The sequence below is a fragment of the Streptomyces longhuiensis genome (genome assembly GCF_020616555.1).
In the GTDB taxonomy this organism is placed as follows: domain Bacteria; phylum Actinomycetota; class Actinomycetes; order Streptomycetales; family Streptomycetaceae; genus Streptomyces; species Streptomyces longhuiensis.
The window spans coordinates 4921171-4943745 of record NZ_CP085173.1 but is presented as its reverse complement, the minus strand read 5'-3'; the positions used below and the strand labels follow the sequence as shown (position 1 = coordinate 4943745).

Genomic DNA, 22575 nt, shown 5'->3' with positions numbered 1-22575 from the left:
TCCAGGAGTCTGCTTCTAGGCGTCGCCCGGCGCGCCGTCCCCGGTGGGCTGACGCGCCGCCAGGATCTGTTCGATGACCGCGGCCACGCCGTCCTCGTTGTTCGGCACCGTGTGGCCCGATGCGGCGGCGAGCACGTCCGGGTGCGCGTTGCCCATCGCGAACGAGGTGCCGGCCCAGCGGAGCATCTCCATGTCGTTGGGCATGTCCCCGAAGGCGACGACCTCGTCCGCCGTGATGCCGCGCTCGGCGCAGCACAGCGCGAGGGTGCTGGCCTTGGAGACGCCGGGGCCGCTGATCTCCAGGAGCGCGCTGGGGCTGGAGCGGGTGATCGCCGCGAGGTCGCCGACGGCCGCGCGGGCGAGGGCGAGGAACTCGTCGGGGGCGAGGTTCGCGTGGTACGCGAGCAGCTTGAGCACGGGCTGGTCGGCGCAGGGCGAGCCGTCGGCGAGGAGCTTCTCGGCGGCCGCGACGCTCTCCCCCGCCTCCAGGTGCAGCGGTGGGTACGTCGGCTCGTGGTGGAGGCCGCCGGTCCGTTCGACGGCGAAGGCCGTGCCGGGCGCTGCGGCGCGCAGGATGCGTACGACGTCGAGGGCGATCTCGGGGGCGAGGTCCCTGACCTTCACGAACCTGTGGCGGCCGGGGCCGCCGTGCAGGTCCACCACGGCCGCGCCGTTCCCGCAGATCGCCAGGCCGTGGCCGTGCACGTGGTCGCTGACGACGTCCATCCAGCGGGCCGGTCTGCCGGTCACGAAGAAGACCTCGATGCCCGCCTGCTCGGCGGCGGCGAGCGCGGCGACCGTCCGCGGCGAGACGGACTTGTCGTCGCGCAGCAGCGTGCCGTCCAGGTCCGTGGCGACGAGCCGGGGCGCGGGGGCGTTGGCGGCCGGGGTCCAGGGCCGAGGAGTCGGTGAGGTCACCGCACTATTGTCCCGCATATGCGCGCACGGGCGTGCGGTGGGGCGCGCAGATGAGTACGGTCCTCGCGCAGGCGCCCCACCGGTTCCGCCGGGTTGCCGGGGGCCTCAGCCGAGCTGGGCGAGGGCCTCCGTGGCGATGCTTTCGAAGACCTTCTGGTCGGCGGCGAACTCCGAGTCGGGGATGGGCCAGTGGATCACGATCTCGGTGATGCCCAGGGCGGCGTGCTTGCCGGCGAAGTCGACGAAGGCGTCCACGGACTCCAGCGGACGGCTGCGGTCCGGGGTGAACCCGGTGAGGAGGACCTTGTCGAGTTCGGCGGCGTCCCGGCCGATCTCGGCGCAGGCGTCGGCGAGCTTGGCGGCCTGTCCGCGAATGGCTTGAATCGACTCCTCGGGCGTACCCGTCTCGAAGAGCTTCGGGTCGCCCGTCGTCACCCACGCCTGCCCGTGCCGAGCGGCCAGCTTCAGTCCGCGCGGTCCCGTCGCGGCCACCGCGAAGGGCAGCCGGGGCCGCTGCACGCAGCCCGGGATGTTCCGCGCCTCCTGGGCCGAGTAGAACTCACCGTCGTAGGTCACCGAGTCCTCGCTCAGCAGCCGGTCGAGCAGCGGGACGAACTCGGCGAAGTGGTCGGCCCGTTCGCGCGGGGTCCACGGCTCCTCGCCGGCCCTCAGGAGCGTCGTCGCGTCAAAGCCGTTGCCGCCCGCGCCGATGCCGAGGGTGATCCGGCCACCGGAGATGTCGTCGAGGGAGATCAGTTCCTTGGCCAGCGTGACCGGGTGCCGGAAGTTCGGCGAGGTGACGAGGGTGCCGAGGCGCATCCGCTCCGTGACGGACGCGGCGGCGGTCAGGGTCGGCACGGCGCCGAACCACGGGCCGTCGCGGAATGTCCGCCAGGCCAGGTGATCGTAGGTGTACGCGGTGTGGAAGCCCAGCTCCTCGGCGCGCTGCCACGCGGCTCGGCTGCCCTCGTGCCAGCGGCGGTAGGGCAGGATCACGGTGCTCAGGCGCAGGGCGGGCGTGGGCTGACGGGGCTGATCGCTCATGCCTCAGAGCCTAAGCGGCGCGCGCCGGGTGTGGGCCGGGGGTGATGGCGGGGCGGGGGACCGCGTCTCGCGGGTGCGGTCGCTCTCAGCCGGGAAACCGCAGGTAGTGGGGTGGAACGGCCTCCGTGAGCCAGACGCCGTTGGCGCTGACGCGGAACGTGTGGCCGTCCCGGTGCATCGCTCCCGCGTCGACGGACAGTACGACGGGGCGGCCGCGGCGGGCGCCGACGCGGGTGGCGGTCTCGCGGTCGGGCGAGAGATGGACATCGTGCCGGCTCATGGGCCGCAGGCCCTCGGCGCGGATCGCGTCCAGGGCCGCGGCGACGGTGCCGTGGTAGAGGTACGCGGGCGGGGTCGCCGGGGGCAGTCCGAGGTCGACGTCCACGGTGTGGCCCTGGCTGGCGCGGATCCGGGAGCCCTCGATCGCGAAGCGCCGCTTGTCGTTGGCGGCGACGACATGGTCGAGCTCGTCCCGCGTGATGCGGAAGCCGTGGGCGGCGGCCGCGGCGAGCAGCGTCCCGATCTCGACCCAGCCGCCCTCGTCGAGGGTCAGGCCGATCCGCTCGGGCTGGTGACGCAGATGCTTCGAGAGGTACTTCGACACCTTGACGGTGCGTCTTTCATCCATCCCGTCAGAGTGGCGGGCGTCTCACTCCTCGTGCACGTGATTTTTCTGTTCGCAGGTTTGATCCACAGCCAAGTCCGGTTATCCACAGGGGATTTGGCGATTCTGTGGACAACCTTCAAGAGGTTGGCGGCATTTGATCAACAGAAGTGGAATTGCGATAGTTTGAGGTAAGAGTGTCCAATGCCCTTGCTTGCACTTCCCGTTCCGTCGCCGCCGCGATGAACTCGGCGACGCTCTCGACGCCAACGAGGCTCTGTACAGCGCGGATCGTGTCGGCCGGAAGGGCAACCGAATGGGCTTCCTCCGCATGCGAGGTGACCGGCCCCTCCGACAGGTGCCGGTGGAGGTGGCGAGTGGCGAACAGCTTCATGGCGCGAGCCAGTTCGGCGTCGACCGACTGCTGCGCGAGCGGACGGAGTCTGCGTACGAGCGAGGCCGCCTCGGCCGCTTCCGCGTCCGTCGGGGGCAACGGGCCGAGGTATCGCGCGAAGACATGCTCGGTCGTGAACTCCAGGAAGCGGGTGGCGATGTGCTCGATCTGCCCCCTCAACTCCCTCAGATGAGCGGAGATCGCGGGCAGTGGGACGCCGGACGCGTGCAACTCGGCTGCCACGGCGAGCTCTTGGGGGCTCGGAACCAGGAACTCGTCGTCGTGTCCCGGGATCTGCTCCAGGATCCCGAGTGCCACCGCGTCGGCGATGGCCGCCTCGTCCTCGCTGCCTCCGAACCGTGCCGCGAGATCGGCGCGTGAGATCCGGTCGGCCTTCTCGTCGGTCCACGGCCCGTCCACCTCCGCGACCAGGCCGAGCACACCACCGAGCCCGCGCCCCGCGTCCCACGCCTCGAGCAGCTCCTTGATCGAGGCCAGGGTGTACCCGCGGTCGAGGAGGTCGGCGATCTGCCGCAGCCGGGCCAGATGCGTGTCCCCGTACACATTGGCCCGGCCGCGGCGCTCGGGGCGGGGGAGCAGCCCGCGGTCCTGGTAGGCGCGGATGGTGCGGACCGTGGCGCCGCTGCGGTGCGCCAGGTCCTCGATCCGGTACTCGGCCACAGCCTGCTCCGTCACGCTTCACATCCCTCTGCCGTGCCTGTGGCCGCCGTGCCTGTGGGGAGGCGGCGCCGACCCGAGTCCGGACGTCGACCGCGGGCGGGCCGGACGAAAGTCCCTAGGACAGAGCGGTCCGGCCGATCGCGCCCGCCGCCGTCCTGGCCGCGGGCGACTGCGCCAGATACTCGACGGCCTTGCGCAGCGACCCCTCCTGCGAGGGATGGTACGACCGCCGCAGATAGCGGGGTATCGCCGCACCCAGCTCCCGCCAGCTGGGCAGCAGTCCCTTGCGCACCGCCCTGTTGTGTTCCGCCAGGGAGTAGCGCATCCGTCCGGCGAGCTGCGGGTCGTGCCGTATGAGATACGCCGCGCCCCAGGCCCACAGGTACAGCATCACGGGTGCGGTGACGGCCATGCCCGCGAGCCGGCGGGCGTAGCGGGGCAGGCCTTCGCCGCCGCAGTGCTGGTACATGTCGAACGCGACCGCGCGGTGCTCGACCTCCTCCGCGCCGTGCCAGCGCAGCAGGTCGAGCATGACCTCGTCCGTGCCGGCCGTGTCGAGCCCTTCGGCGTGCAGCACCCAGTTCCCGAGGACAGCGGTGAACTGCTCGATCGCCGCGACGACGGAGAGCCGGAAGCGCAGCCACTCCTGGGCGGAGATCGGGGCGCCCAGAGGCGGCCGCTCACCGAGGAGCTTCTCGAAGAGGAAGTCGACGTACTTCGTGAAGTCCCCTGTGTCGAGCCGCTGCGCGGCCAGATGGTCGAGCACGTACGCGTGCTGCACGCTGTGCGTGGCCTCCTGACCCATGAACCCCTTGACGTCTCCCAGCAGTCCGGGATCGTCGACGAGCGGCAGGCCATCCTTGAACACCTTCACGAACCACCGCTCCCCCGCCGGGAGCAGCAGGTGCAGCACATTGATGACGTGCGTCGCGGTGGGCTCGTCCGGTATCCAGTGCAGCGGCGTCGTCTCCCAGTCGAAGGAGACGCGGCGCGGGGTGATCGCGTAGTGCCCGGTGGGGTCCGTGTGCCCGGTGCTCACAACGGCGGCTCCAGTCGTGCGACGGCGCGCAGGGCCTTGGGCGTGAAGCGGGACATGAGGTGGGCGCCGCGGGCCTCGGGCGTGACCGGGACGACCGCCTGATTGCGCACGACGGCGGTCAGGATCGCGTCGGCGACCTTCTCCGGCGGGTAGTTGCGCAGCCCGTACAGGCGCGAGGACTTCTTCTGGCGGCGCTTCTCCTCCTCGGCGTCGACCCCGGCGAAGCGGGCCGTCGCCGTGATGTTCGTGTTAACGAGGCCGGGACAGATCGCGGAGACACCGATCCCCTGGCCCGCCAGCTCGGCGCGCAGGCACTCGCTGAGCATGAGGACGGCTGCCTTGGACGTGCTGTAGGCGGGCAGCGCCTTGGAGGGCTGGAACGCCGCGGCGGACGCCGTGTTCACGATGTGGCCGCCCTGGCCGCGCTCGGCCATCTGCTTGCCGAACAGGCGACAGCCGTGGATGACGCCCCACAGATTGACGTCGAGGACCTTCTTCCAGTCCTCCGGCGTGGTGTCGAAGAAGGATCCGGACAGGCCGATGCCCGCGTTGTTCACCAGCACGTCGACGATGCCGTATTCGGCGGCGACCTTCTCGGCGAGCTTCTCCATGGCCTGCTCGTCGGTGACGTCGACGGTCTCGGCCCATGCCTGGGGGGCGCCGATGAGCTGGGCCATCTCGGCGGTGCGGGCCGCGCTCTCCGCGTCCCGGTCGACGGCCACCACGCGCGCGCCGGCCTCGGCGAACGCGAAGGCGGTGGCCCGCCCGATGCCGCTGCCCGCGCCGGTGACCAGCACGAGCTGGCCGCCGAAGCGCTCGGCGTGCTTGCCCGTCGCCTTCGTGCGGTGTGCGGGCACACCGGCCTCCCGCTCCTCGTTCGCCAGGACGAACTCGCTGATCCACGCCGACAGTTGGTCCGGCCTGGTGCGCGGCACCCAGTGCTTGGCAGGCAGCGTGCGCCGGACCAACCCCGGTGCCCACAGCTCCAGTTCGTCATAGAGCCGCTGGGACAGGAAGATGTCGCCGAGGGGCAGGACGAGCTGCACCGGCACGTGCGCGTACGCGTCAGCGCGTGGCCTGCTCAGCCGCGCCCGTACGTTGTCCCGGTAGAGCCAGGCGCCGTGGGCGGCGTCCGAGGGCAGGGACGGCGTCGGGTAGTCGCCCGCCGGCACCTTCTCCATACGTTCGAGGATCTTCGGCCAGCGCTTGCCGAGCGGCCCGCGCCAGGCGAGCTCGGGCAGCACCGGAGTGTGCAGCATGTACACGTACCAGGACTTGGCGCCCTGGCCGAGCAACTGGCCCACCCTGCGGGGCGTCGGCCGTGCCATGCGCTTCTTGATCCAGTGTCCGAAGTGGTCGAGCGACGGGCCCGACATCGAGGTGAAGGAGGCGATCCTGCCCTCGGTGCGCCGGACCGTGGCGAACTCCCAGGACTGCACCGAGCCCCAGTCGTGGCCGACCAGATGGACCGGCTCGTCCGGGCTGACCGCGTCGGCGACCGCGAGGAAGTCGTCCGTCAGCTTCTCCAGCGTGAACCCGCCGCGCAGCGGTGTCGGCGCCGTCGACCTGCCGTGGCCCCGCACGTCGTACAGGACCACATGGAAGCGGTCCGCGAGCCGCTCGGCGACCTCCGACCACACCTCCTTGGAGTCCGGGTACCCGTGCACGAGCACCACCGTGGGCCGGGTCGGGTCGCCCAGCTCGGCCACGCACAGCTCGACACCGCCCGTGCTCACCCAGCGCTCCCGCGCTCCGGCCAGCCCCTTGAGTTCCGCCATCAGATGCCCTCCGCCCAGCGCCGCACATGCGGCAGATCGTCGTCCAGCCAGAACGCGCTCTGCTCGGGGTCCTTGGAGTCGGTGACGACCAGGATCTCCTCGAACTTCGCGCCCGTACCCCGGAAACCGAGGTGCGGCTCCACCGCCCACAGGCCCGGCTGCGGCGGATGGTCGGAGAACTTGTACGGCGACCACAGCGGGGACCAGCCGTCCCGGTGCCCGTGGATCGCGTCGCTCGCGAGTCCCTTGAGGGACTGCGTGCCGAAGCCGAACAGCGTCGGGGAGATCCGGCGCTCCTTGACCCGGTCCACCTTGTGCGCGATCACCCCGAACGGGTACGCGCGATGCCGGTTCGCATAGCCCTGGCGGACCATGAGACGGTCCACGTCCTCGTAGATCTCCCGCAGGGAACGGCGCTCACGGACCTCGCGCACGATCAGCTCGCGGTGTGCCTCGAGGTCGGCGAGCAGCTTGTCCTGCACGGGATTGAGGCCGAGCGAGCCCGAGTAGCCGATGTCCGCCGTGTAGCCCTTGTGGACCGGGGCCATGTCGAGGATGAACGGCATCCCCGCCTCCAGCTTCCGGTTCGTCGGGAAGAACTGGAGCGGGATCCGGAAGCCGGCGAACGCCGTGCGGTCGCCGAACCAGGCGAACGGCAGATGGAACCAGTCGCGCACCCCGCGCTCCCGCAGCCACTCCCGCTGCATCCGGGCGGCCTCGCGCTCCGTCACGCCCGGCTTGAGCTGCGCCGCGACCGCCTCCGCGCACTCGTACGCGAGGGACTGGACTTCTCTGAACCCCCGCAGCTCCGCGGAGAGTTCACGTACCACTGCTGGGGTCATGCCACCGTCCGTCCGTGTCCGGTCCGTTGCCGTACGCGCTCGTAACTTGACACTGATGAATGTGACAATGGTTGGCGGCTGCGTCAAGGGGTGTGCGGGCGCGCCTGTGGAAAACTCCGGGAGCTCACGGAGGGCGACTCAGGGAGGAACCCCTAGGGACCCGTAGTACTCGAGTCTGAGACGGGGACAAGCCCCTGGTCTGACGATCCGTGTGGTCTGCGCCACTACCTTCGAGGTGTGACTGTGATCGCGACCGAAAGCCTGAGCAAGCGGTTCCCCCGGGTGACCGCGCTTGACCGGCTCTCCATGGACATCGGGCCCGGTGTGACGGGACTCGTCGGAGCCAATGGAGCCGGCAAGTCCACACTGATCAAGATCCTTCTGGGTCTGTCCCCCGCCACGGAGGGTCGTGCCGCCGTGCTCGGCCTCGACGTGGCCACCGAAGGCGCCGCCATCCGCGAACGCGTCGGCTACATGCCGGAACACGACTGCCTGCCGCCCGACGTCTCGGCCACCGAGTTCGTCGTCCACATGGCGCGCATGTCGGGCCTGCCGCCCACCGCGGCCCGCGAGCGCACCGCCGACACCCTGCGCCACGTCGGCCTCTACGAAGAGCGCTACCGCCCCATCGGCGGCTACTCGACGGGCATGAAGCAGCGCGTGAAGCTCGCGCAGGCCCTTGTCCACGACCCGCAGCTCGTCTTTCTCGACGAACCGACGAACGGTCTCGACCCGGTCGGCCGTGACGACATGCTCGACCTGATCCGCCGCGTCCACACCGACTTCGGCATCTCGGTCCTCGTCACCTCGCACCTCCTGGGCGAGCTCGAGCGCACCTGTGACCACGTCGTCGTGGTCGACGGCGGAAAGCTCCTGCGCTCCAGTTCCACCACGGACTTCACCCAGACCACGACGACTCTGGCGATCGAGGTCACCGACTCCGACGAACACCCGGACGGCACGCGCGCGTTGCGCGACGCCTTCGCTCTGCGCGGCATCGAGACCGCGACCGGCGGAGAGCTTCCCGGCGCCGGACACACGGTGCTGATCACCACCCAGAGCGACGACACCTACGACCTCGTGCGCGACATCGTCGCCGAGCTCGGCCTCGGGCTGATCCGGATGGAACAGCGCAGGCACCACATCGCGGAGGTCTTCCGCTCAGAGACGGACAACGAGCGGAAGGAGGCGGTCACCCATGGCGGTTGAGCAGTCCCTCACCCCCGCCGGTGAGCAGACCCGCATCCACAACATCGGCTACCGCCACTACGACGGCCCGCGCCTCGGCCGCGCCTACGCCCGCCGCTCGCTCTTCTCCCAGAGCCTGCGCGGCGCCTACGGCCTCGGCCGCTCGGCCAAGTCCAAAGTGCTGCCGATGCTGCTCTTCGTCGTGATGTGCGTCCCCGCGCTGATCATGGTCGCGGTGGCCGTCACCACCAAGATGAAGGACCTGCCGGTCGACTACACGCGCTACGCGGTCCTCCTGCAGGCCGTCATCGGTCTCTATCTCGCCTCCCAGGCACCCCAGTCCGTCTCGCGCGACCTGCGCTTCAAGACGGTCCCCCTGTACTTCTCCCGCCCCATCGAGCGCGGTGACTACGTCCTGGCGAAGTTCGCGGCCATGACCTCCGCCCTCTTCGCGCTCACGGCGGCCCCGCTGATCGTGCTCTACGTGGGCGCGCTGCTCGCCAAGCTCGACTTCGCCGAACAGACCAAGGGATTCGCCCAGGGACTGGTCTCCGTGGCTCTGCTCTCGCTGCTCTTCGCCGGCATCGGCCTCGTCGTCTCGGCGGTCACCCCCCGCCGCGGCTTCGGCATCGCCGCCGTCATCGCCGTCATGACCATCTCCTACGGGGCGGTCTCCACCGTCCAGGCCATCGCCGACTCGCAGGACAACGGCGGCGCGATCACGTGGCTCGGCCTCTTCTCGCCGGTCACCCTCATCGACGGCGTGCAGACCGCCTTCCTCGGCGCCACCTCGGCCTTCCCCGGCGGACACGGCCCTTCGACCGGCCAGGGCGTCGTCTATCTGCTCGTCGTGCTCGGACTCATCGCGGGCTGCTACGGCCTCCTGATGCGCCGCTACCGGAAGGTCGGACTGTGACCACGATCAACATCGACCACGTATCGCGCTGGTTCGGCAACGTGGTGGCGGTCAACGACATCACGATGACGATCTCCCCCGGCGTCACCGGCCTCCTCGGCCCGAACGGCGCGGGAAAGTCCACCCTCATCAACATGATGGGCGGCTTCCTCGCCCCGTCGAACGGAACGGTCACCCTTGACGGGGAGCCGATCTGGCGCAACGAACAGGTCTACCGCCACATCGGCATCGTCCCCGAGCGGGAGGCGATGTACGACTTCCTCACCGGCCGCGAATTCGTCGTCGCCAACGCCGAGTTGCAGGGCCTCGGCACGCACGAGGCGCAGAGGGCGCTCGCCACGGTCGAGATGGAGTACGCGCAGGACCGCAAGATCTCGACGTACTCCAAGGGCATGCGTCAGCGCGTGAAGATGGCGTCCGCCCTGGTCCACGAGCCCTCCGTGCTGCTGCTCGACGAGCCGTTCAACGGCATGGACCCGCGCCAGCGCATGCAGCTCATGGACCTCCTGCGCCGCATGGGCGCCGAGGGCCGCACGGTCCTCTTCTCGTCCCACATCCTCGAAGAGGTCGAGCAGCTCGCCTCCCACATCGAGGTGATCGTCGCCGGGCGCCACGCGGCCGGCGGTGACTTCCGCAAGATCCGCCGCCTGATGACCGACCGCCCGCACCGCTATCTCATCCGCTCCAGCGACGACCGCGCCCTCGCGGCCGCCCTGATCGCGGACCCGTCCACCGCGGGCATCGAAGTCGACCTCAAGGAGGGCGCGTTGCGCGTCCAGGCCGTCGACTTCGGCCGGTTCACCACCCTGCTGCCCCAGGTCGCCAAGGCCCACGGCATCAGACTGCTCACGGTCTCGCCGTCCGACGAGTCCCTCGAGTCCGTGTTCTCGTATCTGGTCGCGGCGTAGGAGGCCCTGATGTACGACCCCACTGTCGCCCGGCTCACCTACCGAGCCCTGCTCGGCCGCCGCCGGGCCCTCATCCTGTGTGCCCTGCCCGTCCTGCTCATCGCGATCTCCGCGCTCGTGCGCGGCCTCACCGGAGCGGACGACCAGATCGCCGCCGACGTCCTGGGCGGGTTCGCGCTCGCCACGATGGTGCCGATCATCGGCGTCATCGCGGGCACGGGCGCGATCGGCCCGGAGATCGACGACGGCTCCGTCGTCTACCTCCTCGCGAAGCCGATCAAGCGCCCGACGATCATCTTCACCAAGCTGATCGTCGCCATCGCCGTGACGATGGTGTTCTCCGCGGTCCCCACGCTCATCGCGGGCCTGATCCTGAACGGGAACGGGCAGCAGATCGCCGTCGCCTATACGATCGCGGCGCTCGTCGCCTCCATCGCGTACGCCGCGCTCTTCCTGCTCCTCGGCACGATCACGCGCCACGCGGTGGTCTTCGGCCTCGTCTACGCCTTGGTCTGGGAGGCGCTCTTCGGGTCGCTCGTGGCCGGTGCGCGCACCCTCAGCGTGCAGCAGTGGTCCCTCGCCGTGGCCCACAAGGTGGCGGGCGGCGACCTGATCACCTCGGACGTCGGCCTGCCCCTCGCCACTGTCCTGCTCGCCGGGGTCACGGTGCTCGCCACCTGGTACGCGGGCCAGAAGCTGCGCACGCTGAAGCTCGCCGGCGAGGAGTGACGGCTCTTGACAGCGGCTTCACCCTCCCATCAGGACACTGGTCGGGAGGGTGACCTGTTTTCCAGGAGGGCGAACCGTCCTCCAGGAAGGTGACCCGTTCCAGGAGGAGTGGAGATGGCGGCGGATCCGGAGTACGAGCGGGACGAGACGTGGGAGGACGTGACCTTCGACGAGGACTTCATACGGTCCGCCGAGACCACGGAGCCGTCCGCGCGGGCCCGCATGCTCGCCGCCCGCTGGCGGAACGAGTCCCCCGAGCCCCAGCCGTGGCGCTCCGACAAGCCCCCCGCGGGCTGGTTCTTCAGCCGCGCCCGACGCCGCAAGTGGCGCAGGCGCTAGCCGCGCGCCGGTCCCCGTTTTATTCGGTGGCGCCCAACTCCCAGCAAGGGCACAGTAGTTCTGTAACCGCGCCGCGCACGGCGCCCGCCCGCTGGGAGAGGAGCGAGACGATGTCGGTCAAGATTCCGTCGAGCTCCCGGCAGGGCAGCCCACGGCAGGCTCCGGAGTAGTTACTCACTCCGTACGAGCCGGCTCACGGGGAGGCTGCCCGGGGCGGCCGCTTCGAGCGCGCACCTGCTGGGTGCGCGGGCCGCCCACCCAGACTTTTCGCTGCCGCTCCCCTCAGGGGAACGGCAGCCGCGGACGGCCGCGGCGACGGCAGGCCGTCAGCCCAGCAGGCGTTCCAGGACCACCGCGATGCCGTCGTCCGCGTTCGACGTCGTGACCTCGTCCGCGACGGCCTTGAGCTCCGCGTGGGCGTTGGCCATCGCCACGCCGTGCGCCGCCCAGCCGAACATCGGGATGTCGTTGGGCATGTCGCCGAAAGCGATCGTGTCGGCCGCCTTCGCGCCCAGCCGGCGCGCGGCGAGCGAGAGACCGGTCGCCTTGGACAGACCCAGCGGCAGCAGCTCGACTATGCCCTCGCCCGCCATGGTGACGCCCACCAGATCACCGGCCACGGCCAGCGCCACGGCGGCCAGCTCGTCGTCGGTCATGCCGGGGTGCTGCACGTACACCTTGTTCAGCGGTGCTTTCCAGAGCTCGGTGACATCCGTGAACGGGATGACCGGCAGGGGGCCTTCCTGTACCTGGTAGCCGGGCCCCACGATGACCTCGCCCTCGAGGCCGTCACGGCTCGCGGCCAGGGCCAGCGGCCCGGTCTCCGCCTCGATCTTGGAGAGGGCGAGACCGGCCAGCTGCCGGTCGAGCGTCACCGACGTCAGCAGCCGGTGCTCGCCCGCGTGATAGACCTGCGCGCCCTGCCCGCACACCGCGAGGCCCTCGTAGCCGAGGTCGTCGAGGATGTGCCGGGTCCAGGGCACGGCCCGCCCGGTCACGATGATGTGGGCGGCGCCCGCCGCGGTGACCGCGGTGAGCGCCTCACGCGTCCGCTCGGAGACCGTGTCGTCGGGCCGCAGAAGCGTCCCGTCGAGATCGGTCGCGACGAGTTTGTACGGGAACGGGTGAACGAGCGGAGCAGGGTGGCTCACTTGTTGATCGGCTCCAGGATCTTTCGGCCCCCCAAGTACGGACGCAGCACCTCGGGCACCCTCACGGAGCCGTCGGCCTGCTGGTGATTCTCCAGGATGGCCACGATGGTGCGCGGCACCGCGCACAGCGTGCCGTTCAGCGTCGACAGCGGCTGTACTTTCTTGCCGTCGCGCATCCGGATGGACAGGCGGCGGGCCTGGAAGCCGTCACAGTTCGACGCCGAGGTCAGCTCGCGGTACTTGCCCTGCGTCGGGATCCACGCCTCGCAGTCGAACTTGCGCGAGGCCGAGGAACCGAGGTCGCCCGTCGCCACATCGATGACCTGGAAGGGCAGTTCGAGGCCGGTCAGCCACTGCTTCTCCCACTCCAGAAGCCGCTTGTGCTCGGCCTCGGCGTCCTCGGGAGCGACGTACGAGAACATCTCGACCTTGTCGAACTGGTGCACGCGGAAGATGCCCCGGGTGTCCTTGCCGTACGTACCGGCCTCGCGGCGGAAGCACGGCGAGAAGCCGGCGTAACGCAGCGGCAGCTTGTCCGCGTCGAGGATCTCGTCCATGTGGTACCCGGCGAGCGCGACCTCGGAGGTACCGACCAGGTAGTAGTCGTCCTTCTCCAGGTGGTACACGTTCTCCGCGGCCTGGCCGAGGAAGCCCGTGCCCTCCATGGCGCGCGGGCGCACGAGGGCGGGCGTCAGCATCGGGATGAAGCCGGCCTCGGTGGCCTGCGCGATCGCCGCGTTCACCAGGGCCAGTTCGAGGAGCGCGCCGACGCCCGTCAGGTAGTAGAAGCGCGAGCCCGACACCTTGGCGCCGCGCTCGACGTCGATGGCGCCGAGCGCCTCGCCGAGCTCCAGGTGGTCCTTGGGCTCGAAGCCCTCGGCGCCGAAGTCACGGATCGTGCCGTGCGTCTCGAGGACGACGAAGTCCTCCTCGCCACCGACCGGGACGTCCGTGTGCACGATGTTGCCCAGCAGGAGGGCGAGGCGCTGGGTCTCCTCTTCGGCCTCGCGCTGCTCGGCCTCGGCGCTCTTGACGGCGGCGGAGAGCTCGCCGGTCTTCTTCAGGAGCTCCTGCCGCTCGTCGGCGGAGGCCTTGGGGATCAGCTTGCCGAGCGACTTCTGCTCGGAACGGAGCTCGTCGAAGCGGAGCCCGGACGACCTGCGCCGCTCGTCGGCGGAGAGCAGGGCGTCGACGAGTGCGACGTCCTCTCCACGGGCGCGCTGGGAGGCGCGAACACGGTCGGGGTCCTCACGGAGCAGGCGAAGGTCAATCACCCCTCAAGGCTACCGGTGCACGCTTCCACCGCACGAACCGATATCCCGTGCGTTACCTTATGACCGATATGCCGGAATAAGAATTCGGCAATGCGAGGCCAGGTGCGGCGAGGCGCGGTGAAGCGCATGGCCGAATTGGATCTTCTCGGGGCCGGTCGGACGCTGTGGACGCCGGTCAATGAAAAGGGCCCCATTCCCCGAAATGGGGCAGACGCGGCATGGCCGCTTGACCAAATCCCCTTGTGTGCAGCGGGACTTGGGAGCGGGGTTGTCCACAGGTATGTGGCCCTCCGAAAAGTTATCCACAGGCTGTGCGAAAGATCTGTGGATGCCGGAAGAGATCGTTCCGAAAGCCGCATGCCCGGCGAAGGGTTCCCGATCCAAACCCATCTCACACGCACTTTCGAGTGGAAATGGTTCGCTCTATAGAGTTGATCACAGGAAAAGAGTGGACGAGGGGTGACGTGCGCGCCTGTGGACGGACTTGAGGGCTGTAGGGCGATTTGTCGACCATGTAGCGAGATGGTGTCGACTTGTCCCCAGGTCGAGAAGCGTACCTGTGGATAACTTCTGTGGATGGCGAAAATCTGCAGGTAGGACTGGTTTCGGGAACGTCTAAATCCGGCGCCCGAAGACGCCGGAAAGCCCTCAGAATCCGTATGCCCGAAGGCGCCGCGACCTGGAACCCGAAGGCTTCAGAAACGGCCGTCCTGGCAGCGCGCGAGCCAGTCGGACGCCGCCATGAAGTCGCTGTCGGACGTCCCCGTCCGCGGAGTCCGGACATCCGCCTTGGTGACTCCGGCCCTCGGATACGAGCCCAGGAAGCGCACCTGCGGGCAGACCCGCTTGAGCCCCATCAGCGCCTCGCCCACGCGGCGGTCCGAGATATGGCCCTCCGCGTCGATGGCGAAGCAGTAGTTCCCGATGCCCTCACCGGTCGGCCGGGACTGCAGCAGCATCAGGTTGACGCCGCGCACCGCGAACTCCTGGAGCAGTTCGAGCAGTGCGCCGGGGTGGTCGTCGCGCTGCCAGATGACCACGGAGGTCTTGTCCGCACCGGTGGGCGCCGCGGGACGGGCGGGCTTGCCGACGAGGACGAACCGCGTCTGCGCGTTCTCCGCGTCGTGGATCTCGGTGACCAGCGGCACCAGGCCGTAGCGCTCGGCTGCGAACTCGCCCGCGAACGCCGCGTCGTAGCGCCCCTCCTGCACCAGGCGTGCGCCATCCGCGTTCGACGCCGCGGACTCCCACGTCACGTCCTCGGCGAGATTCGCCTTCATCCAGTTGCGGACCTGCGGCTGGGCCGCCGGGTGGGCCGTCACCGACTTGATGTCCGACACCTGCGTACCGGGCCTGACCAGCAGCGCGAAGGCGATGGAGAGCAGCACCTCGCGGTAGATCATCAGCGGCTCGCCGGCCACCAGCTCGTCGAGCGTCGTCGTGATGCCGCCCTCGACGGAGTTCTCGATCGGCACGAACGCGGCCTCGGCCTCGCCGTTGCGCACGGCGTCGAGTGCAGCGGGCACGGACACCATCGGGACGAGCTCCCGGGTGGCCGTCTCCGGGAGCGTGCGCAGAGCAACCTCGGTGAAGGTGCCCTGGGGGCCGAGATACGCGTAGCTGGCTGACATGCTGGTCACCCTAATGGGCCTCCAGCAGGGCCTGCCCCACGTACTCGCCCTCGCCTGCCCCGCCGGGCACCGCGAAGAGTCCGCTCGACTCGTGACGGATGAAGTCGGACAGGGCGTCTCCCCGGTCGAGCTTGCGCTGCACCGGGACGAAGCCGCGCAGGGGGTCCGCCTGCCAGCAGATGAAGAGCAGCCCGGCGTCCGGCACCCCGTCGTGGCCTATGCCGTCGTGGTACGAGAACGGTCGGCGGACCATCGCGGCGCCGCCGTTCTGGTCGGGCCGGGTGATGCGCGCGTGGGCGTTGATGGGGATGACGAGTTTGCCGTCGGCGCCGGTCCTCTCCAGGTCCGGCTCCGTGGTCTCGGTGCCGCCGGTCAGGGGCGCGCCGTCGGACTTCTTGCGTCCGATGACGTCGTCCTGCGCCTTCCCTGGCAGCTTCTCCCAGTCGTCGAGCAGCATGCGGATGCGTCGTACGACGGCGTACGAGCCGCCGGCCATCCAGGCGGGGTCGCCCGCGGCGGGGACGAAGATCCGCTTGTCGAAGTCGGCGTCGGCCGGCTTCGGGTTGTTCGTTCCGTCGATCTGACCCATGAGATTGCGGGCGGTCATGGGGTGGGAGGTGGCGCCGGGCGAGCGGTTGAAGCCATTCATCTGCCAGCGCACCCGGGCCGCTTCCCCCGCGTCCCGCTGGACCGCGCGCAGGGCGTGGAACGCGACCAGCGCGTCGTTCGCGCCGATCTGCACCCACAGGTCGCCGTTGCTGCGGGCCTTGTCGAGGTGGTCGGAGAAGAAGTCGGGCAGCGGGTCGAGGGCTGCCGGGCGCTGCTTCTCCAGCCCCGTACGCGAGAAGAAGCTGTGGCCGAAGCCGAAGGTGAGCGTCAGCGAGGACGGGCCGGCGTCGCGGGCGACGTCGGTGTCGGAGTCGCCGAGCGTCTCGCCGGCCATCAGCCGCCCGGCGGTGGCCGACCAGCGGCGCATCAGGGCCGCCGCTTCCTTGCGTCCGGCGCCCGGCGCGAGATCGAAGGCGATCAAGTGCCCGCGGGACTGCAACGGGGTCGTGATGCCGGGCTGATGTTTCCCGTGAAACATCACGCGGTCCGCGCCGAGGGAGGTCAGCGACGCGGCGGCGTCGGGGGAGTTCGACGACGCGGTCGCGTAGCCGGCGGCGCCGCCCACGGCGCCCAGGGCGAGGCCCGTCGCGCCCGCGGTACCGAGGAGTCGCCGTCGGGAGATGCCGGAGTCGGTCCGGTTCTCGGAGTCAGCCATGGTGTGGTTCAGCCGATCTTCGCGTTCTTGTTGACGGTCACTTGGTCGATGTCGGACGTGCGCACGGTGACCGCGATCTTCCAGTCGCCCGCCACGGGGATCTGTACGCCGCTCGCGCTCCAGTGTCCGGTGGCGATGTGGTCGGGAACGACCGGCAGAGGGCCGATCTTCTTCGCGGCGAGGGTGAAGGAGACCTTCACCTCGGGGACGTCGAACGCCTTGCCATTGGGGCGCTCCACATAGACGTGCATGTCGTTGCTGCCGGTGCGTCCGGGATCCATGTCCAGCAGGAGCGTGCCCCTGCCGTCCTGGCCGCCCGTGTCGAACGGCAGCTTCAGGGAGAGCGGCCCCGACCGCTGGGAGGCCGCCGCGGTGACGGCCTTGGCCTCCTCCTCGGTGCGGCCCGGCTCGGTGGAGGTGAGCACGGTGGTGACGACGAGCAGGACGACGGCCACGCCGGCCTCGGTGAGTACGGAGCGGCGTAGTCCGGAGCGGCCCGGGTCGGCGTCCCGTACACGCTTGTCACGGGCGGTGGCGAGCGCGGCGCGCTGCCGTGCGAGCTGGGCGGACCGCTTGTCGTCGACACCGGAGCCGGAGCCCGTGTCAGAGGCGGACGCCGAACCCGTATCGGCACCGGAGCCGGACCCCGGATCGCCCCCGGCGTCCCCTGACGACGACCCCTTCGACGCGCCCCCCGTCGGGACCGTCACCGCCTCCTCCGACCGCGTGAGCTCCTCGATCACGGTGGTCGTGGCGGCCTCCGGGGCGAGCTCCTCCGACAGACGTCCCGTCCACTTCCGCGAGATCCAGGCGACGCCGACCATGACGGCGACGAGCCCGATCTTGAGCAGCAGCAGTTGCCCGTAACGGGTGCCGGTGAGCGCCGACCAGGAGCCGACCTGGCGCCAGGACTGGTAGAGCCCGGTCGCGGCCAGCGTCGAGACCGCGCAGAACGCCACCCGGGAGAACCGCCGGACGGCCGTGGCCTCGATCGAGGGCGCCCGGTACAGCGCGACGAGCAGGGTGGTGAGCCCGCCGAGCCAGGCCGCGACCGAGAGCAGGTGCAGTACATCGACGGGCATGGCGAGTCCGGCCTGGATGCCGGTGGAGGCGTGCTCGGCCATCGCCCACGTCGCGGCGAGACCGGCGGCGACGACCGCGCCGCCGATCGCGAGCCCGAAGGTGAGGTCCTTCTTCTCCTTGGGGTCGGTCCGCTTCTCGTACGCGCCGAAGAGCACGGCGATGAAGAGGGCCGCGGCGGCCAGCAGCAGGAGCCGTGACACCAGGGCCGCGCCCGACTTGGTCTGCAGGACCTGCCCGAGGAGGGTGAGGTCGAAGATGTCACCGACCGCGCCGGATCCCGTGTAGGAGCCGCGCATCAGGAGCATGGCGAGCGTCGCGCCGGTGAGGGTGATCCAGCCGCCCACCACGACCCGCTGCACCGGGCGGACGCCCGCTCCGCGCGGCCAGCAGGCGAGGACGAAGGCCGCGCCGCCGACGGTGAGGATGAAGCCCGCGTAGGAGAGGTACCGCGCGATGCCGTAGAGCCCGCCGACGACGCCGCCGCCCGCGGTCTGGTCGGGCAGGGCCGCGGTGGTCTTGGAAGGGGCGCCGATGGAGAAGGTGAACGCCCCGGAGACGGGGTGGCTGTCGGCCGACACGACCTGGTAGGCGACGGTGAACGTGCCGTCGGGCAGCCCGGAGTGGAGGGGGATGCCGTAGGTCGTGCCGCCGAGGTCGGTCGTCTTGCCGGTGTCGACGCGCTTCCCGGCCGGGTCGAGGACCCGTACGGAGCCGTCGGACAGGGCGACCTCTTCGGAGAAGGTCAGGGACACCCGGGTGGGGGCCTGCTCGACCACCGCGCCCTGCTTCGGGTCGCTCCCGGTCAGCGCGGCGTGCGCGGAGACGGGCGCGGCGCCGGCGAGGAGGGCGCCGGTGACGGCGAGGAGCAGCAGCAACAGGTGCCGGAAGCGGGGAGCGATGGTCTTCACGAACGGTCAGCCCCTCAGTGCGACGTGTGCGACGTGTGCGGCTTGTGCGACGGCATCGACTGCGACGACGGCATGGACGACATCGATGACATGGACGCCATCGACGAGTGCGCCGACTTCGCCGTCGGGTTGTAGGTGGCGGCCTTCACCGGGAAGGTCACCGTGACGGTGCCGGACTTGGCGAAGTGCAGCTTCACCGACACCTTGTCGCCCTCCTTGGGCGTCTGCTTCAGGTTCTCGAACATGAGGTGATTGCCACCGCGTTCGAAGTCGAGCTCGCCGTCGGCCGGGACGGGGAAGGACTTCTGTTCCTTCATCACCCCGCCCTTGGTGCTGTGGAGGGTGACCTGCTGGGCGATGGCGCTGGTCACCGAGGTGAGCGTGTCGGCGCCGCCGCTGTTGTGGACGACGAAGAAGCCGGCCGCCATGTCGCCGCCCGCGGGCGCAGGTATGAACGCCCCGCCGACCTTCACCGCGGGCTTGCCGGAGGACGCCGGGGCCGACGAGTCGCCGGAGCCGCAGGCCGTGAGGGAGAGTCCGGCCGCCAGCGCGGTGGCGCCGAGGGCGAGCGGTGTACGCCTCACGGCCGCTCCCCCTTGATGATCTTGGGGAGGTCCTTGGTGTAGTCGTCCACGGTGGCGTCCTCGCCGTACAGGACGTACCCGGCGTCGGTCTTCGGCGAGAAGGCGATGACCTGCGTGCCGTGCATCGAGACGAGCTTGCCGTTCTTGTCCTTCTCCGTCGGCTCGATGGAGATGCCGAGGGTACGGGCGCTGCCCTGGATGGTGGCGAAGTCGCCGGTCAGGCCGATGAAGTCGGGGTCCTGCGCCTTGAGCCACTTGCCGAGGACGGGCGCGGTGTCGCGGTCCGGGTCGGTGGTGACGAAGACGACCTGGAGCTTGTCCTGCTCGGCCTTGGGCAGTGCCTTCTTGGCGACGGCGATGTTGCTCATCGTCAGGGGGCACACGTCGGGGCAGTGGGTGTAGCCGAAGTAGATCAGCGTGGGCTTGCCCTTGGTCTGCTCGCGCAGGTCGAACTTCTTGCCGTGGGTGTCCGTGAGGACGAGGTCCGGCTTCTTGAAGGGCGAGTCGAGGACGGTCGCGGCCTTGTTCGAGCCGGTCTCGGCGGAGACCTCGGCCACGGGCTTGTTGCCGTCGTCGCCACTGCCGCAGGCGGAGAGGGTGAGCGACGCCGCGGCGATGAGCCCGGCGGCGAGCAGCGTCTTCTTACGGAGGGCCTGGCGAGGAGCTGCGTGCGGGGTCTTACGGGGAGAGCGCATAGAGAAATGTCCCAGATGTGAGGCGGGCCGGTGTGCACCGGGGTCGGCCGGCGGCCGTGGAGGGCCGCCGCCTGCGCCGGCCCCGGTGCACACCCGCGGTTGGTTCAGCTGTTGGTGCGACGGCGTCCCGCGAGCACGCCGAAGGCCACGCCGGCGGCGCCGACGACGATGCCGGCGATGCCGAGCGCGCGTGCGGTGGTGTCGCTGCCGGAAGAGCCGTCGGAGGAGCTGTCGGACGAGGACGCGGCCGTGGCCGCCTTGTCGTCACCGGACTTGGCGCTGTCGTCGGCCGCGGCGCCGCCGTGGTGGTCCTCGGTCGCGGCCGAGAGCTCCAGGGTGGGAGCCGGGTTCTCCGGCTCCTCCTGGCCCTTGGCCTGCGGCTCGATCCAGCGCACGACTTCCTTGTTGTCGTACGTCTGGATCGCCTTGAAGACGAGCTCGTCCGTGTCCTCGGGAAGCTGCCCGATGGAGAGCGGGAACTTCTGGAAGAAGCCGGGCTGGATGCCCTTGTCCTTGCCCGAGCCGTCGGCGGTCCAGGTGACCCGGGAGACGGCCTGGTCGATCTTCTCGCCGTGCATCTCCAGCGGCTTGTCGAGCTTGGACTTGGTGACCTTGGCGGTCCAGCCGGGGATGGGCTCGGGCATGACCGAGGCCAGCGGGTGGTCGGTCGGGAAGTTGACCTCGACCTTGGTGGTCGCGGCGTCGTCGCGCTCGTTCGGCACCTTGAAGTTCACGACGGCGTATCCGCCCTTGGCGGCCACGCCCTCCGGCTGCACGCTCACGTGTGCGAAGGCGGGGACGGAGAGCACGAGGACGGCGGACGCGGCGGCGGCGCCGACTACGGAGACGCGAGAAATCTTCTTCATGGCAGAAACCACTCCACTCGGATTCAGCGGGATCAGACGAACGGTGAGTGCGCGTGCCGGGAAAGGGGCACACGCGCGCGTGCCGCACGACATCCCTCCGCGCTGTGCGGGAACCCGTACAAGGGCCGCGCGTGGAGTACGTGTGTCGTGTCAGGCAGCGAGACGGAACGCGTCGCCCGCGGGCGGGCCGCGCCTGATCACCGAGTGCTGAAGTGCCGTCGTGCGCAGGGGCAGTGGCGCGAGGAGCTCGATGGGCACCGCGTGGGGCGCCGGTTCGGAAGCCCCGGGCAGGCCGGCCCGGAGGGCGCGTACGAGAGCGAGAGCGGCGCGCAGGGAACGAACGAGCGCCCCCTGGGCGACTCCGTGCGCCGAGTTCGCCGAGAGGCGGACGAGCCGGCCGAGAGCGAGGTCTCCATGGCGCAGCAGCCAGCCCGCGACGACCGCGGCGAGCAGGTGCCCGAGCAGCATCGGCAGGGACGGCAGCAGCGGCATGGAAGTGGCCGCTTCGGTGACGGCGTGGTGGTGCATCGCCGTTCCGGAACCGGGTTCGACGCCGGCGTCCGACAGGATCTTCTGCGCCTGCGCGGGGCTGATCCCCGCCATGCCCGTGCCGCACATGAGCCGGGCCGCGCGCTCCACGACCGAGGGTTCCTGGGCGGTCTGCGCCATCGTCATGGTGCCGTGCTGGCCCACTCCGAAGAGGGTGTGCAGACCGGTCTGGCCGACCGCCAGAGCGGCGGCGATGCCCGGCAGCGAGCGCTCGCGCCCGGCGAGCGGCGCCGCGACGGCGAACACCGCGAGGAACCCGACGCCCAGCGTCCACAGCGGGACGGTGGCACACGAGGCGAGCACATGTCCGGCCGCGGACAACGCGACGCAGACCGCGGTGAACACCGCGGCCCTCAGCAGCCGGACATCCGTTCCGGTGCGCGCCTCGCGCTGGTGGGGGGCAGACATGGCGGGCTCATCATCGCACTGGGCTTACCCGCCTCATACGGCAGGTCCGCAAGGTCCGTAATCTTCCGCCCCGCCCCCTTGCGGCCGACTCCGTACACCGCCGTCATCGGTCCGCGCGTCCGCCGTATGGGCGGTATCACGCGAAGCGCGCGATTGCACAGGGGCCGTTGCGGCAATACGTATCGGTATGTCGAGCCGCGGCCTGGAGGCTGGAGCATGAGCATCTGGTGGTCTCTGCACCTGCGCCGCGAGGCCGCGAGCGTTCCGCTCGCCCGGCGCCTGCTGATCGACACCATGGAGACCGCGGGCGTGGACCCGGACATCTCCTACGACCTGTCCGTCGCGCTCACCGAGGCGTGTGCCAACGCCGTCGAGCACGGCGGCGATCCGGACCCCGACGATCCGGCGGGCGCCTACCGGGTCACGGCCTACCTCGAGGGCGAGACCTGCCGCATCGAGGTCGCCGACTCCGGTCCCGGCTTCCCGGCGCTGCGCGGCCGGGGCACCACCCTGCTCAAGCCCGCCCCCGACCACGCCGAGCACGGCCGCGGACTCTGTCTCATCCAGGAGCTCGCGGACCACGTCCACTTCGTCAACAGGCCGGGCAGGGGCGGCGCGGTGGTCAGCTTCGACAAGGTGCTCAAGTGGCGCGAGAACGCGCCCCTCGTCTCGGCCTGACCCCCTCCGGACACGACAGCGGCCGGGCACCGTCCTGCCGTGCCCGGCCACTTCGCAAACGCGCCTCTACGCGCGCGTGGTCGCGTCTCTTCTACGCGCGCGTG

The 22575-nt window shown here is 70.2% G+C and carries 22 protein-coding genes; 6 read left to right on the top strand and 16 right to left on the bottom strand.

Annotation, left to right across the window (positions count from 1 at the left end; translation table 11 throughout):
* Nucleotides 1-15: 15 nt before the first annotated feature.
* The 7 genes from LGI35_RS22935 to LGI35_RS22905 form a co-directional block, all read right to left on the bottom strand.
* Nucleotides 16-936: an HAD-IIB family hydrolase gene (locus LGI35_RS22935; RefSeq protein WP_227295962.1), complete on the bottom strand. Its 921-nt coding sequence runs from the start codon at nucleotides 934-936 to the stop codon at nucleotides 16-18.
* Nucleotides 937-1023: 87 nt separating this feature from the next.
* Nucleotides 1024-1962 (bottom strand): LLM class flavin-dependent oxidoreductase, encoded by a 939-nt coding sequence (locus LGI35_RS22930; protein ID WP_227295960.1) that lies wholly within the window; start codon nucleotides 1960-1962, stop codon nucleotides 1024-1026.
* Nucleotides 1963-2047: 85 nt separating this feature from the next.
* The gene (locus tag LGI35_RS22925; RefSeq protein WP_227295958.1) at nucleotides 2048-2590 is read right to left on the bottom strand and encodes an RNA 2'-phosphotransferase; all 543 of its coding nucleotides are present in this window, start codon (nucleotides 2588-2590) and stop codon (nucleotides 2048-2050) included.
* 115 nt (nucleotides 2591-2705) lie between these two features.
* Nucleotides 2706-3656: a MerR family transcriptional regulator gene (locus tag LGI35_RS22920; protein WP_227295956.1), complete on the bottom strand. Its 951-nt coding sequence runs from the start codon at nucleotides 3654-3656 to the stop codon at nucleotides 2706-2708.
* A 100-nt stretch (nucleotides 3657-3756) separates the two neighbouring features.
* Nucleotides 3757-4680, bottom strand: a complete 924-nt coding sequence (locus tag LGI35_RS22915) for a metal-dependent hydrolase (RefSeq protein ID WP_227295954.1) — start codon at nucleotides 4678-4680, stop codon at nucleotides 3757-3759.
* Complete coding sequence (locus LGI35_RS22910; RefSeq protein WP_227295952.1) at nucleotides 4677-6458, bottom strand: SDR family oxidoreductase; 1782 nt, start codon at nucleotides 6456-6458, stop codon at nucleotides 4677-4679. The genes LGI35_RS22915 and LGI35_RS22910 overlap by 4 nt, the downstream gene beginning before the upstream one ends.
* On the bottom strand, nucleotides 6458-7300 hold the full coding sequence (locus tag LGI35_RS22905; protein WP_227295950.1) for a M24 family metallopeptidase: 843 nt from the start codon (nucleotides 7298-7300) through the stop codon (nucleotides 6458-6460). Before LGI35_RS22905 ends, LGI35_RS22910 begins: the two co-directional genes overlap by 1 nt.
* Nucleotides 7301-7543: 243 nt before the next feature.
* Between LGI35_RS22905 and LGI35_RS22900 the strand changes: the two genes are divergently transcribed.
* From LGI35_RS22900 to LGI35_RS22880, 5 genes are all read left to right on the top strand, one after another.
* Nucleotides 7544-8509, top strand: a complete 966-nt coding sequence (locus LGI35_RS22900) for an ABC transporter ATP-binding protein (protein ID WP_116512133.1) — start codon at nucleotides 7544-7546, stop codon at nucleotides 8507-8509.
* Nucleotides 8499-9404, top strand: coding sequence for an ABC transporter permease (locus tag LGI35_RS22895; protein WP_227295948.1), 906 nt, complete (start codon nucleotides 8499-8501; stop codon nucleotides 9402-9404). The genes LGI35_RS22900 and LGI35_RS22895 overlap by 11 nt, the downstream gene beginning before the upstream one ends.
* Nucleotides 9401-10312: an ABC transporter ATP-binding protein gene (locus LGI35_RS22890; protein ID WP_227295946.1), complete on the top strand. Its 912-nt coding sequence runs from the start codon at nucleotides 9401-9403 to the stop codon at nucleotides 10310-10312. Before LGI35_RS22895 ends, LGI35_RS22890 begins: the two co-directional genes overlap by 4 nt.
* Nucleotides 10313-10321: 9 nt before the next feature.
* On the top strand, nucleotides 10322-11041 hold the full coding sequence (locus LGI35_RS22885; RefSeq protein ID WP_100597167.1) for an ABC transporter permease: 720 nt from the start codon (nucleotides 10322-10324) through the stop codon (nucleotides 11039-11041).
* Between the two features lie 114 nt (nucleotides 11042-11155).
* The gene (locus tag LGI35_RS22880) at nucleotides 11156-11380 is read left to right on the top strand and encodes an SGM_3592 family protein (protein ID WP_116512137.1); all 225 of its coding nucleotides are present in this window, start codon (nucleotides 11156-11158) and stop codon (nucleotides 11378-11380) included.
* 326 nt (nucleotides 11381-11706) lie between these two features.
* Here the strand turns inward: LGI35_RS22880 and LGI35_RS22875 are convergent, their stop codons facing one another.
* The 9 genes from LGI35_RS22875 to LGI35_RS22835 form a co-directional block, all read right to left on the bottom strand.
* Nucleotides 11707-12531 (bottom strand): HAD family hydrolase, encoded by an 825-nt coding sequence (locus tag LGI35_RS22875; protein WP_227295944.1) that lies wholly within the window; start codon nucleotides 12529-12531, stop codon nucleotides 11707-11709.
* A complete protein-coding gene (gene serS, locus LGI35_RS22870) occupies nucleotides 12528-13805 on the bottom strand; it encodes a serine--tRNA ligase (RefSeq protein WP_227295942.1) in 1278 nt (425 codons plus the stop codon). Before serS ends, LGI35_RS22875 begins: the two co-directional genes overlap by 4 nt.
* A 695-nt stretch (nucleotides 13806-14500) precedes the next feature.
* The gene (gene pheA / locus LGI35_RS22865) at nucleotides 14501-15436 is read right to left on the bottom strand and encodes a prephenate dehydratase (RefSeq protein WP_227295940.1); all 936 of its coding nucleotides are present in this window, start codon (nucleotides 15434-15436) and stop codon (nucleotides 14501-14503) included.
* 10 nt (nucleotides 15437-15446) lie between these two features.
* Entirely contained in the window at nucleotides 15447-16700 is a 1254-nt protein-coding gene (gene efeB / locus LGI35_RS22860) for an iron uptake transporter deferrochelatase/peroxidase subunit (protein ID WP_227295938.1), read from the bottom strand.
* Between the two features lie 8 nt (nucleotides 16701-16708).
* A complete protein-coding gene (locus tag LGI35_RS22855; RefSeq protein ID WP_227295937.1) occupies nucleotides 16709-18691 on the bottom strand; it encodes a copper resistance CopC/CopD family protein in 1983 nt (660 codons plus the stop codon).
* Nucleotides 18692-18705: 14 nt separating this feature from the next.
* A complete protein-coding gene (locus LGI35_RS22850) occupies nucleotides 18706-19275 on the bottom strand; it encodes a copper chaperone PCu(A)C (protein WP_376222078.1) in 570 nt (189 codons plus the stop codon).
* Nucleotides 19272-19970 carry an SCO family protein gene (locus LGI35_RS22845; RefSeq protein WP_227295935.1) on the bottom strand — a complete coding sequence of 233 codons (699 nt, stop codon included), beginning with the start codon at nucleotides 19968-19970 and terminating at the stop codon, nucleotides 19272-19274. Before LGI35_RS22845 ends, LGI35_RS22850 begins: the two co-directional genes overlap by 4 nt.
* Nucleotides 19971-20074: 104 nt before the next feature.
* The gene (locus tag LGI35_RS22840; protein WP_227295933.1) at nucleotides 20075-20836 is read right to left on the bottom strand and encodes a YcnI family copper-binding membrane protein; all 762 of its coding nucleotides are present in this window, start codon (nucleotides 20834-20836) and stop codon (nucleotides 20075-20077) included.
* Between the two features lie 150 nt (nucleotides 20837-20986).
* The gene (locus LGI35_RS22835; RefSeq protein WP_227295931.1) at nucleotides 20987-21793 is read right to left on the bottom strand and encodes a hypothetical protein; all 807 of its coding nucleotides are present in this window, start codon (nucleotides 21791-21793) and stop codon (nucleotides 20987-20989) included.
* A 216-nt stretch (nucleotides 21794-22009) separates the two neighbouring features.
* On the opposite strand from LGI35_RS22835, the gene LGI35_RS22830 reads away from it, so the two are divergent.
* The gene (locus LGI35_RS22830) at nucleotides 22010-22471 is read left to right on the top strand and encodes an ATP-binding protein (RefSeq protein ID WP_116512146.1); all 462 of its coding nucleotides are present in this window, start codon (nucleotides 22010-22012) and stop codon (nucleotides 22469-22471) included.
* The last annotated feature ends 104 nt before the right edge of the window (nucleotides 22472-22575 follow it).